We start from the raw sequence: 12,585 nt of genomic DNA on the forward strand, positions 1-12,585 counted from the left end.
CATTTTTTTTAATGCGCTTTTTTCAGTGCACAGTTTATTACAGAGCCATAGTTTATATTCAAAAATTTAAATCATTAGATATCTTGCCATTTTGTGTACTTAAGTTTTTAAATTAAAATAAGTTTAATTTTTTACAATTTGGCAGATACATAGGATTGGTAGTAATATACCAAGCTTCAAACCCTGTTTTCTTGCATTTCTTTTTCTCTACTTCCCAGAGTCTTCCAGCTTTTTCTAATTGTCTTTTGTACCTGCAAATATTTTTTTGAGGAATTCCAGTTGCTTCGGCTATCATAGTGGCAGTTGCAATATGATTTTGTAGATATTGAAATACCGTATGCAATTGATTTTCGAAATATGAGAATCGTCTGCTCTTTTGAAACTGTAAAGATTTTTGCTTTCCAAATTTTGTAACAAATGGAGTTTCCGCTACAACTAACTGCTTGAATGTTAATTCTTTCATTTTACAAAGTATTTATTATTTACTTTGCAATATTAAAGAGGGCATTTAGGGGCAACAATAAGGGCGTACTCCCTATAATAGCTTTTCATAGTCCCAATTTACTCTTTCTTTATGTTTAAAAGCAGTATAACGGGATTTATTTTCTGTTGAATTGTTCAAAAGACTGCTAATATTACCTTTGATAGCTCTGCCATCCTTATCACTGTTGAACCATCTAGAAACCTCAATATATAATTTATACTTACTCTTAAAATGATTCTTTTCTAGGTAAGTAAAATATTCGAGATAATCGAGCATAGCTACTACATATGGTAACTTATTTTCGGTTAGCAACTGAATCAAAACATTTTTATTTTTATCTGAAAGATTTTTTAATTTTTCAAGCTCAAAAAAACCATATAAACGTAAATTCTCACTTAGTAGTTGTGATTTTGTTTTTTGTTGCTCAGGTTTATCAATAGTTGGATTAGACTCGTTATCTTTCTCGTAATCACCTTTTATATGATAAACAAATACCTCATATGGATTTTGTTTTCTGTTTTCACTATGTCGCCAAGACCAATGCATTACATCACCAAAATCTATGTTATAAACCAATGATTCTTCTGAAATGGTAGTAATTATGCTTCTTAAACATAATAAACATTCGTAAATAAAATTAAATCGATCCTCTGAGTATTCCCTTTTTTCCAAAGGGATATCTTTAAATGTATGTTCGAATTTACTAACTTGGTACAAATGATAATGTTTGCCATAGTCAAAAAAACCTCTAAAAACCATTTTTAAAAAGCCAGTCCTTTGTTCATTATTCTGCAATTCGAAAAGTTTTTCCTTAATCTCACTGATAGTATCTTTTGTAATTGCTACATATTCGAGGTCCGGCTTATAATCAAAATCGTCCTCATACATTTTGTTCAAAATTTTGGTAAAATTTTTATAATTTCCGCCTTCTTCTTTACTTAAAGTATTTACGGCGTTATATGCCTTGCCATTATTATGAATACTTTTTTTCTCTTCCAGCCATTTTTTATAAAGAAAGTACTTTGCATAAATCAACAATGAATTACTTTCTTGACTATAATTAAAATAGGTGTAATAATTTATGAATGGTAAATCGGAATTCTCATAAAAACCATTTGCTAATCGTAAGTATTCCAAGTAATCTGATTTATCTTCGTTTTTAAAAGCATCAATAGTTGATAATTTATTGGCTTCATCTATGAATTTATAAATTGAGTTCAACTCATCTTCAATTATTTTATCGTTTGGATAGTTTCCGCATTTTTTTAAAAAAAGTGCTTTTAGAGTTTCAAATCTTTTCTGGGTATCATGTTTTTAAATCGTTCTATAGCCTCTGCTTTACTTTTTGGCTCTGGAATTTGCAAGTATTCATCATCTTTTTTAATTCCTATTTGTTTAGCAAATGCAATTCTTTCAATGTCCTCTTCAGTAAATTCTTTTAAAATTTTTCTAGACCGTTCATATTTTTCAGATTCCGATAAATTCTCAAACTCCAATAATTTTCTATTCAGAAAAGATTGTCTTTTATCAACAGTATTTAAGAGGTGCTTTTTAAAACTACAAAATTCATCCTTCATATCACCTAATATTGAAATCTCATTATAAACAGGCTTTTTTAATTCTTGCAAAAAAGATAAGCATCTTTTCAATTCATTTTTAATAAAATCACTCTCATCAGTGTCAATATTTGTATTAGTAAAGTCAATTCGTAATTCATCATATTTCTCAATATACTTTTCAGTATGAAGAAACGAATTGTATGTATTTTCTAAATACATTTTTAATAACCCAATCTTTAAATAACCAAGTATAATACTTACGGTTATAGGATATTATAACTTTTCAGAGTTAATTTCTAGATCCAAAAATTCCTTAAAAATGTTTTCTATGGATAGTCCATCAGTTCCTGTAATTAATTTCGAAATATCAATCCCGTAGGTTATAAAATCTTGGAATTTGCCCGTGCTGTTTGCTTTACATTGCTTCAGTATCTCCGTTTGAATTGCAAAAAATGACAGACTAAAATCTTCAGTGATTTCAAAAATATTTCCGTTGTTTATTATCCAGTTATCTATTTCGAATTCAAATTCAACAGATTTATTTTGTAGTTTATTTACAGCATTTCTGATTCCTTTCTCATCTAGAGTTTCAATAGTAATTTGATGTCTATTAAATTGTATTTGTTTGCTTTTCTCAATTTTATGTTTGTCATCAAAAGATAGGAATGGTTTGAAACAGTCATACAAAGTTTCATGAAAATCTCTAACAAGATCATATGGTAAAAAATTATCTAAGCTTAGCTCTAAGTTTTCTAGAATAGATACATATTTACTTTTTGCTTCTAAGATCAATTTTACATCTTCTTGATCATATTTTTGAGTTTCAACAAGTACGACCAACTCACCGATATTGTAAAAATGATTGTTACCAATATTAGATAAGTCTGTTATTTCTAAACTACTTATTTTTTCATTTATTAAATTTTTGCAGTTATTACGAAAGGTATTAACAAGCTTATCTCCTTTTTTGGCTATTTTTTCCCTTTTAAATTTATGTTCAAAGTTGGTTTTAGGATCCAAATCGTTATATTCCTTCCTAAGATTGTCAATCTGATCCAATAACGGTTTTTGCTTATTGAAGTGTATTATATTTGAATATAAAAAATCGATAAAATAAAATATATTTTTAACTTTTTCTGTTATCATTTTTTTTCTTGCTTGACAAATTTACCTAAAAATCTTTTTTTAGATGGAATAAGAAAATGGAATTAATTAAAACTATAAGGATCAGCTCAAATAATAGACCTATACGTTAATGAAAAGAATCGGTAATAAAAATCCCAACTGTCGTTAGGAATAAATTCTTTACAGCAAGTAGATTTGCTACGCAGGTTTAAACGGACTCAATTATTGCAAATCCAGATATGTAAGGAAAAATTTTCTTTCTGTACTTTTAGGTATAACTGGTATTATAATTTCTCCATTTTGTTTAAGTCTATTTTCTTTCATCGTTTTTGAAATTTTATTTTCCTTAAAATTAATAACGATTAGATAGCCCTTCAAAAGGAATGAATAGCAAGTTTCGGTTCCTAATTTACTTCTAAAAGGTTGAACAATTAATTGATCAAATTCCGAATTTTTATCAAGTTTGAGTATATTTAATTGGAATTCTAAATCATCAGTCATCATATTTTCATAAACGATTTTTCGAATCTTCTCGTGATATGGTCCTAAATTAATGTCACTAAATTCTTCAAATGTGGAAATGTCAGTTCTAAATAAAATTGAGAGAAAAAAGTTTTTAAATCTTTCATAGTCTAAATTTTCAACTTTTAGAGTTTCAATATTTACTGATTTTCCTTTAGTAAATTTTACATCTTTATTTTTTCCTGACATTATATAAGCTAGATAAGATTCATATTTCCCACTAATTATTTTATTTTCACAATCACGACATAATAGTTTTCCTTCGTAAACTCCTGATGAGGGTCTACTAATTCTGGGATTTTTTTTTGATGATTTCTTCTGTAGAGATTTTAATTATCTTATGGTTTTTATCGTATAAATCTTTATACAAAAAATCAGGATAAATATGTGACTTTTTAATCAAACTCTTTTCTAAAAGGCATAATTTGTAATTTATCATCTGGTTTTTATTACATTGGAATAAGTTGATACAGTACGCTGTAATGCTGTATAAAAATAATAAATTAAACTATTCCACTTATTACAAAGGTTTCCTAAATTTACAAAAGCACATTTATGAAAACATTAAAAATCTACAGAGTAATTGTAACATTACCAATCATTAGTTTTTACCAAGGCAAAATCAAGCTTGCTGCTTCAGAGAAGGACTTAAGGCAAAGGAAACAGACGTACAAGAGAAAGCGAAACTATTAAAAGAACCTAAGGAAGTTCTACAGCAATGTTCTGATAGATATTACCGACAAATTGGCAAATCAGAATGAAATATTTTATGAGTTTTCATTCTGATATGTTTCTATTTCCTGATCCAAAATACTGTCAAACTCTCTACCAAAATCAGACATAGTAAATTCCATAGCTTCAACAATACTGATTAAAGTTGTGGCTTTCGGTGATGTGATACCGTTTAAGGTATCATTAATTGTTGCTTTTCGCAGGAGTGCATTAGAAGCAACTCCATGATAGCTGTAAACAACCTTATTATCCTTCAGTTCTTTTTGCAAGCTTTTACCTCTCTCCAAAAGTTTTTTTAAGGAAATAATGATTTTAATTTTGTAAATATTTTGTTCAGGATTCACAATTGCAATTAACAATTTCAAAAAAAAATATCGTTACGCTATGCCGTACCGATATTTTTTGTATATTTGAAATTATTGTTGACAGATAGAAATTTGTTTGTTAACTTTGCGATACTTCAAAGAATATTAGAAGCTATTGCTTAGAATCTCAATTCGAAAACTGGTAATTTTATGACACGAGACGATAAGCAGAAAGCTCACGACCTAGGCGTGGGCTCTCTTTATCTGTGTCAAAGGCATACCAGTGCCCCGAATTGGATAATGTAGAGTCCCATGCCGTTTTATTTTCCATGCAGTTCGCGCTTTCTACATAACAATCTAAGCCCGCTTCCTAAAATACAGTATCAGACTACACGATACAATAGGAAGGTACAACCTATTGCGGCTTTAAAAAAGCTTACACGGGACACAGATTCATTCATGTTAAATTCTTTCCGGTGTCTGGCGGTCACTGATTACAGAACCTCACCCGTCTTTTTCATACCAAAGGGCATCAGGGAAGTCTTACCAAAATGAATCAAAAAACTACTCAACTAAAAATCAGAAGAAAGAAAAAGCCCCTTCCCATACAGTTTGCAGACCAACGGGAAAGAGCGTAGTTCAGTAATTAATCTTAAAAAAATTAAAAACCTTTTACAAATCTATGAAAAATTCCTATTACCATATAGGAGGTATTTTCTTTGGCCTTATGCTAACCACTTTAAGCATTAATATAAAAGCCCAATCACGCACCATTTCCGGTACCGTTACCACATCTGGCAAACCTCTTTCAGGAGTGAGCATCTCCCAAGAAGGAAGCGATCAGGTAACCACCACCAGTGAAAACGGAACCTATACACTAACGGTTTCGGCAGAAAATCCTATTCTATTGTTCAGACACCCTGATTATGCTGACAGAAAAATCACACTCACCAATCAGAACGTCATTAATATCAGCTTAGAACAAAAAGTAAAGGGAATCGAAGAAGTTATTCTCAACGCAGGCTACTACAAGGTAAAAGACAAAGAAAGAACCGGTAGTATCGCCAAGGTTTCAGCAAGAGATATCGAAAATCAACCGGTCACCAATGTCCTCTCAGCAGCGCAGGGCAGAATGGCAGGGGTCAGTATTACACAAAACTCCGGGGTCGCCGGAGGAGGCTATGACGTGCAGATCAGGGGAAGAAACAGTCTCCGGACATTGTCCAACAGTGCCGTGGACGGTAACCAGCCGTTATATGTCCTGGATGGGGTACCGATGTCACCTTCGGTAAGCTCCACATTCTCTGCACAGATCCTGCCTTTCCAAAACATTAATCCGCTCAACAGCATCAATCCCAATGATATTGAAAGCCTGGAGATTTTAAAGGATGCCGATGCGACAGCCATTTATGGAAGCAGGGGAGCGAACGGGGTGATCCTGATCACGACCAAGAAGGGAAGCAAGAACAGATCAAACATCAGCATCAGCTCAAGCCTGGCATTCAGCAGTGTGGCGTCGCGCTTAAAAATGATGGATACCGCAGAATACCTCACGATGCGAAAATCAGCATTGGCCAATGACAACATTTCGTCCTATCCTGCAACAGCCTATGATGTTAACGGTGCCTGGGATGGCAGCCGTTATACCAACTGGCAAAAGACGCTCATCGGCAAAACCGCAACAACCTCCAATACGAGTTTGGGACTATCGGGTGGTTCCGATGGATGGACCTACCGGATCAACGTATCTCACAACGAGCAGACGACCGTTTATCCGGCAGACTATCAGTACAAAAGCAATGTACTGTCGATGGGCTTTACCCACCGCTCAAAGGACAACCGGTTAAACATTTCGCTTGCCAATAATTTTTCGCAGCAATTCAATAATGTGATCAATGAGGACATGACCAATGTAAGTTTATTTTTAAGCCCCAATGCACCGGCATTATACAACGGGGACGGCTCGCTCAATTGGCAGAACAATACCTTTACCAATCCAATGGCCGCAACGGTGGTTACCTATCAGAATGATACCAAGCAGATCAATAACAGCCTGAATATATCCTATCAGATCTTGCCCCATATCAGCTTCAATGTGAATTCGGGCTTTAACTATCAGAATTTTGAAGAGTTCAACCTTCGTCCCCATACAAGGTACAATCCTGCATTCAACTTTACCAGTGCGAACGGATCAAGTACATTCACCAGTACGTTTTCTTCCTTTTCCTACAATATCGAACCACAATTAAATGCAGAATACAGGATCGGAAGAGGAAAGCTGAACGCACTGTTCGGTGCCACACTCAATGCTTCAGAGACCAAACAATCCTCGATCCAGGTCTCAGGATTCGAAAGCAATGCGTTAATGATGAACATCAATGCCGCAAAAACCAAGATCTTTTCGGACATCATTTCCAAAGACTACAGGTATGTCGCGGTATTTGGGAGGATCAATTACCAGCTGGACAATAAGTACATCCTCAATCTGACCGCCAGAAGGGATGGCTCGAGCAGGTTCGGACCCAACAACAGGTTTGCCAATTTCGGCGCAGTAGGGGCTGCATGGCTATTTTCCAAAGAAAACTTCCTTTCTGACCAAAAATGGTTAAGCTTAGGAAAATTGCGGGGGAGTTATGGAATAACGGGCAGCGATAATATAGGTGATGCACAGTACCGCGATACCTACTCAGTGGCTTCATCAAGCATTTACAACGGTGTTGTCGGTCTTGTTCCTACGAGACTGTTCAACGGGAATTTCAGTTGGGAAAAAACAAAAAAACTGGAACTGGCGTTGGAAACTGCCTTTTTTAAAGAGAGAATCGGTTTCAATATCTCCCATTACAGGAACCGATCGGATAACCAACTGGTCGGATTGCCGCTTCCATCCACGACGGGCTTTAATTCGGTACAGGCCAACCTGGATGCAACGGTAGAAAACAAAGGCTGGGAGTTTGAATTGAGAACTTCGCTCATCAAAACCAAAAATTTTTCCTGGCAATCGGATATAAACTTAACGATTCCCAAAAACAGGCTTCTGGCATTCCCGGACCTGGAAGGTTCGACCTACGCCAATCAATATGTTATTGGATACAGTACCTCCATCGTGAAATTGTATGATTTTTTAGGTATCAATCCGGCAACGGGACTTTATTGGTTTTCAGATATCAACGGGGATGGAAAGATTTCATCTCCTGACGATAACAAGAGTATTGAAGACCTGTCTGTCAGGTTTTATGGTGGCTGGTCCAACCGGTTGAGTTACAAAAACTGGGATCTTTCATTCTTAGTACAATTTACCAAACAGCGCAATTACAATTACCATAGCTATATGCCTGTAGCAGGAACCATGAACAACCAGCCTAAAGAAGTCAATGATGTGTGGTCCTTTTCGAATCCGACAGGCTATTACATGCCCTACACCACGGGAGCCAACGCGGGTAAAAATGCGGCTCATGCTAATTTTATGCGAAGCACGGCGGCTGTGGGCGATGCCTCATTTATCAGGTTAAAGAATGTACAGCTTACCTATAAAATCCCTGTCGATTTAGCATCCACCCAGGTTATGATTTACGTACAGGGACAGAATGTGCTGACCCTGACCAAATACTTTGGACTGGACCCTGAGTTTGTGGCAACCGGTTTTTTGCCGCCTTTAAAAACGTGGTCGATCGGTACTCAAATTAACTTTTAAAGCAAAAAAAATGAAAAATATAATCACCAATAGAATCAAATGTCTGACTACTGCATTGATGATGCTCAGCGCAGTTTCCTGTGAAAAGTTTATCGACACGGATCTGCCCTATAACCAGATCGGAACCACCGAGGTTTTTTCAGATGTATCATCGGCCAATGCGGCCTTAGCGGGATTGTATGCTGAGCTGTGGAGCTCGTCGATGATCTCGGGAGATGTCACCGGTTCCGCCGCGATACTCGGCGCCTACACGGATGATCTTGATTGTTATGCGCCCTATATTCAGAACGGCCTTATCGATCTGTACAATAACGTGCAGATCCCGAGCAATACCATTGCATATAACTTATGGTCAAAAGCCTATAAGCACATCTATTATGCCAATTCTATTATTAAAGGTGTCAGGGAGTCCACTTCTATTTCCCAGCCTAATAAAGACCGGCTGATCGGGGAGGCCACGGTACTTCGCTGTCTGCTCTACTACAACCTGTCGATGATCTTTAATGATATTCCCTATACCGATACAACGGATTACCTTTACAACAGCCAGCTGACAAAGCAATCAAAGGCTCAGTTGATGGCGATTCTGGAAAATGATCTCAGATCTGTTCTGGACGGAATAAGCGACTCATACGTCAATCAGGAAAGAATTTACATCAATAGGAAGGTTGCCGAACTTTTACTGGGAAAGGTTCTTCTGGTAACTGAAAAGTGGAGCGAAGCGGAAAATGTGTTTTCCCGAATACTGCAATCTCCGCTCTATGGGTGGGAAAACGATCTTAACAAAGTTTTCAACAAGACCGGCAAACATATTCTGTGGCAGTTAAGACCGGCCAACAGCACCGATGCGACAAAAGAATTCCTGCTCTTTAATTTTACCACCAGCCTGCCGACAACTTTTGCCCTTTCAGAGGCTTTGGTACAGTCTTTTGAAGCCGGTGATCTAAGGAAACAGACCTGGGTCCTTTCCACCGTTATCAATCAGAAAACCTATTACCGCCCGATGAAATACAGGAATCCCGTTAATTCCAATGCCACGGAGAATTCGGTGGTATTTCGGATCGAGGAAGTGTACCTTTTGTATGCGGAAAGTCTGACGAATCAAAACAGGGTTCAGGAGGCCAAGGCCTTGGTTGACAAACTAAGGCAGAGGGCAGGACTGGCACCGTTGCCGGCCGGTCTTTCAAAGGAAAGCATGCTCCTTAAAATAATGGAAGAGTTCAGGCATGAATTCTTTGCCGAAATGGGACACCGCTTTTATGACCTCAAACGAATGAAAAGACTTGACCTCATCGCTGCTTCCAAGCCGAGCTGGAAAAGCTTTCACAGTGCCCTCCCCATCCCGGAGAAAGAGCTGGTCATCAATCCAAACCTCAACCCACAAAACCCGGGATACTGATGAAAGGGATTATCATAGTAATATTAATGTGCATGGGTCATCTGGCCTGTGCACAAAATAATAACGATCTGCTGCCTGTAACAAAATATAAGGCCTATGATGTACAGTTGAAAAGCACTTCCGGAAATGGTGAGTGGCTGGCCATTTTAAAGATATATGACGATAATACTGACAGCCTGGTTATTGTTAACCGTAAAAACCCGGATATTCAATACAGCAGGACGAAGGTGTTAGGCCACAAATGGAGTAAGGATCAATTAATCCTTAAATACCGAGACAGAACAGAGGTGTTTGACTGTACCCACAATCGTACAGCGCTTTTGCCCAACTGTCAATCATTTGAAGTCATTACCAAGGATCATATCTTGGCATTGCATCATTCGGACCAGATGATACTGTATGATCTGCAAAAGAAAAGAATCATCGATACACTTAACGGGATTGAAAAAGTATTTTATCGGGAGGGACAGCTGTATTATCAGGTCTTGAAAGATAAAAAGTATACGCTTCTGCAATGGGATAAAGCCAAACCAAGACAGCTTTATTCGTCTGGTCAGCAAGCTTCCAATCTCCTTATTTTACCAAAGAAAGCCTTATTAATCTTTGAGAAGGATAAGCAATCACAAGATATAGTTTACTACGATGTTCCCACGAATAAAGAATACCGATTTTCTGAGCTACAATCCAAAAATTTTTCTTCTGCAACGGCTTATCAAAGAAATGATGGAAAGGTGATCGTCAACATAGAAAAAATGATAGATAAAATTCCGGCAGATGCTCCGGAAATCTGGAACACGAACGATCATCAAATTATTGCTCGATTCAAAAGATCCGTGACTGAAAAATTCCTGTGGTCACCCCAGGGACGTACTCTGGATCGGTTGGGGACTGAAGATAAAGACAGAATAGTTGATATCAATAATACTTCCTATCTTTTGGCATTTGGTTCTGGGCTCCAGGACTATACCTTAAGAAAGGCGCCTGCGGAAGTTTACCGTTATGATCTGAAAAGCGGCAGTTATGATTATATTGATACGATAGATTCCAACGTTAACTATTCTCCTGACGGAAATTATCTGATCTACAAAAAAGGCAAAAACTGGAAAGTGGTGGATGTCAACTCACTGTATGCTGTGAATATTGCTGATGCCGGGTTTTCGAATTCTTATTTTACAGAGACCCATAAGATCTACTTCGAAGGCTCCGGCGGGATCTGGGAATATGATATAAAAGGCAGCAAGCTCGGCAAAAAATTCAACACGCAGAAAGGCAGTTATAAAATCATGGATTTTATGTACGATTCCAATTTTGCAAATTACCCCTTTGAACTGTCATTCTATTGCAGGATGCTTAACGAGAATAAGTACAGATTTGAAATAAGGGACGAGCAGAATTTCACAAGATTAGTATTTGAAAAGAAAGGTAGAAAATACTATAGATTGATAGACCGGACCCCATCAAGGCTAGTCTCTCAAAAAACGGATAATTCTGAGAGGGGTTATCTATTAATAGAGGAAAATTATAACCTTCCGAAGCAGATTATTAACGTCAGTAGATTATCTAATAAAAAAGTGATCTACCGGTCCAATCGTAGCGATAAAGCACAATCTAAAATTAAAGTTGAAACCGTTCATTATCAAAATACACAAGGAATTTCTCTCAGCGGGATCCTGTATTATCCTCTGGATTTTGAGACCGGCAAAACCTACCCGATGGTGGTCCATGTGTATCAGGTACAAAGTGATAAAATTAATCAATACCCTTTGTTTATGGAGCGTGATACAGATACGGGATTTAATATCAGGACACTCATTGAAAAGGGTTATTTTGTCTACATGCCTGATATTGTTTTTGACCAAAGGGGCACAGGGATTTCAGCATTGGATTGTGTCAACAGGTCAATCAATACATTAGCTGGGAACCCATCAATCAACTTTGAAAAACTAGCGTTGACGGGACATTCACACGGTGGGTATATCACCAATTTTATTGCAACGCATTCCAATCGCTTTGCTACGTATGTGTCCGGTGCGGGCAATAGTGATATCATCACATCTTATTATTCGATGAATGAAGAATTCATGAGCCCTTTTTACTGGCAGTTCGAGAACGGTCAATATGAGATGGGTATCCCGTTTGTGAAGGACAAGGAACTTTATTTTAAAAATAACCCGATCCATTACGCTGAAAAGGTAGCAGGACCGGTACTGTTATGGACGGGAAAAAAAGACAAGAACATCGAATGGGGCCAGGTCATGGAGTTTTTTATTGGACTTAAAAGGAACAAAAAAGAGGCGACCTTGCTGGCTTATCCTGAAGAGGGGCATACCTTTTCTTCCAAAGGGGCTGCCAAAGATCTTCATCAGAAAGTACTACAGTGGTTTGGATACTACCTGAAAGGTGAGCAAAAACCTGATTGGATAAAGTGATCATAAAAAAGGATGCCGCGAGGCATCCTTCCTTTTTAATTCCTGTGAAGTGTTACCCCACATTCCGTATCACTCAGGAACTGCTGCATTACGCGTGGAGATCCGTCCACTAACTCTGTGCAGATGGGTCCACTGGTCGGGTTGCAGTCAACTTCTCCTACCAGGATACATTTCTCATTGGGTGCTGATGCATCGAAGTAATAAGCAATCTCTGCTTTTTTTTCTGTTTTTGCTTTATTTGTTGCAAAAGCACTTCCTACGCCGAATACTAAAACGGCTACGGGAATCATGATGGTTTTAAGATTTTTCATAATAATGAGTATTGATGTGCCTACAATT

At 37.1% G+C, this 12,585-nt stretch carries 10 protein-coding genes; 3 read left to right on the forward strand and 7 right to left on the reverse strand.

What is annotated here, in order from left to right:
- Nucleotides 1-112: 112 nt before the first annotated feature.
- The 6 genes from ODZ84_RS00120 to ODZ84_RS00145 all read right to left on the reverse strand — a co-directional run bounded on the left by ODZ84_RS00120 (nt 113) and on the right by ODZ84_RS00145 (nt 4,766).
- Nucleotides 113-463, reverse strand: a complete 351-nt coding sequence (locus ODZ84_RS00120; protein WP_266174918.1) for a hypothetical protein — start codon at nt 461-463, stop codon at nt 113-115.
- 72 nt (nt 464-535) lie between these two features.
- Complete coding sequence (locus tag ODZ84_RS00125) at nt 536-1,705, reverse strand: hypothetical protein (RefSeq protein WP_266174920.1); 1,170 nt, start codon at nt 1,703-1,705, stop codon at nt 536-538.
- A gap of 59 nt (nt 1,706-1,764) precedes the next feature.
- The gene (locus tag ODZ84_RS00130; RefSeq protein WP_266174922.1) at nt 1,765-2,262 is read right to left on the reverse strand and encodes a hypothetical protein; all 498 of its coding nucleotides are present in this window, start codon (nt 2,260-2,262) and stop codon (nt 1,765-1,767) included.
- Nucleotides 2,263-2,316: 54 nt separating this feature from the next.
- Nucleotides 2,317-3,189 (reverse strand): hypothetical protein, encoded by an 873-nt coding sequence (locus ODZ84_RS00135; protein ID WP_266174923.1) that lies wholly within the window; start codon nt 3,187-3,189, stop codon nt 2,317-2,319.
- Between the two features lie 201 nt (nt 3,190-3,390).
- Complete coding sequence (locus ODZ84_RS00140) at nt 3,391-3,879, reverse strand: hypothetical protein (protein WP_266174925.1); 489 nt, start codon at nt 3,877-3,879, stop codon at nt 3,391-3,393.
- Nucleotides 3,880-4,457: 578 nt separating this feature from the next.
- A complete protein-coding gene (locus ODZ84_RS00145) occupies nt 4,458-4,766 on the reverse strand; it encodes a hypothetical protein (protein WP_266174927.1) in 309 nt (102 codons plus the stop codon).
- A gap of 643 nt (nt 4,767-5,409) precedes the next feature.
- Here ODZ84_RS00145 and ODZ84_RS00150 point away from each other — a divergent pair.
- The 3 genes from ODZ84_RS00150 to ODZ84_RS00160 are packed head-to-tail and all read left to right on the forward strand — an operon-like array spanning nt 5,410 to nt 12,246.
- Nucleotides 5,410-8,418: a SusC/RagA family TonB-linked outer membrane protein gene (locus tag ODZ84_RS00150; protein ID WP_266174929.1), complete on the forward strand. Its 3,009-nt coding sequence runs from the start codon at nt 5,410-5,412 to the stop codon at nt 8,416-8,418.
- A gap of 10 nt (nt 8,419-8,428) precedes the next feature.
- Complete coding sequence (locus ODZ84_RS00155; RefSeq protein WP_266174931.1) at nt 8,429-9,817, forward strand: RagB/SusD family nutrient uptake outer membrane protein; 1,389 nt, start codon at nt 8,429-8,431, stop codon at nt 9,815-9,817.
- Complete coding sequence (locus ODZ84_RS00160) at nt 9,817-12,246, forward strand: alpha/beta hydrolase family protein (RefSeq protein ID WP_266174933.1); 2,430 nt, start codon at nt 9,817-9,819, stop codon at nt 12,244-12,246. Before ODZ84_RS00155 ends, ODZ84_RS00160 begins: the two co-directional genes overlap by 1 nt.
- Before the next feature lie 35 nt (nt 12,247-12,281).
- Here ODZ84_RS00160 and ODZ84_RS00165 read toward each other — a convergent pair whose 3' ends face one another.
- Complete coding sequence (locus ODZ84_RS00165; RefSeq protein ID WP_266174935.1) at nt 12,282-12,557, reverse strand: DUF6520 family protein; 276 nt, start codon at nt 12,555-12,557, stop codon at nt 12,282-12,284.
- Between the last annotated feature and the right edge of the window lie 28 nt (nt 12,558-12,585).

Source organism: Chryseobacterium fluminis (genome assembly GCF_026314945.1).
Lineage (GTDB): Bacteria > Bacteroidota > Bacteroidia > Flavobacteriales > Weeksellaceae > Chryseobacterium > Chryseobacterium fluminis.

What these genes read in the sequence shown, in the direction of transcription:
- ODZ84_RS00155 (WP_266174931.1), top strand. Translation starts at nt 8,429, where the DNA reads ATGAAAAATATAATCACCAATAGAATCAAATGTCTGACTACTGCATTG.
- ODZ84_RS00130 (WP_266174922.1), bottom strand. Translation starts at nt 2,262, where the DNA reads ATGTATTTAGAAAATACATACAATTCGTTTCTTCATACTGAAAAGTAT.
- ODZ84_RS00140 (WP_266174925.1), bottom strand. Translation starts at nt 3,879, where the DNA reads ATGTCAGGAAAAAATAAAGATGTAAAATTTACTAAAGGAAAATCAGTA.
- ODZ84_RS00150 (WP_266174929.1), top strand. Translation starts at nt 5,410, where the DNA reads ATGAAAAATTCCTATTACCATATAGGAGGTATTTTCTTTGGCCTTATG.
- ODZ84_RS00165 (WP_266174935.1), bottom strand. Translation starts at nt 12,557, where the DNA reads ATGAAAAATCTTAAAACCATCATGATTCCCGTAGCCGTTTTAGTATTC.
- ODZ84_RS00160 (WP_266174933.1), top strand. Translation starts at nt 9,817, where the DNA reads ATGAAAGGGATTATCATAGTAATATTAATGTGCATGGGTCATCTGGCC.
- ODZ84_RS00120 (WP_266174918.1), bottom strand. Translation starts at nt 463, where the DNA reads ATGAAAGAATTAACATTCAAGCAGTTAGTTGTAGCGGAAACTCCATTT.
- ODZ84_RS00135 (WP_266174923.1), bottom strand. Translation starts at nt 3,189, where the DNA reads ATGATAACAGAAAAAGTTAAAAATATATTTTATTTTATCGATTTTTTA.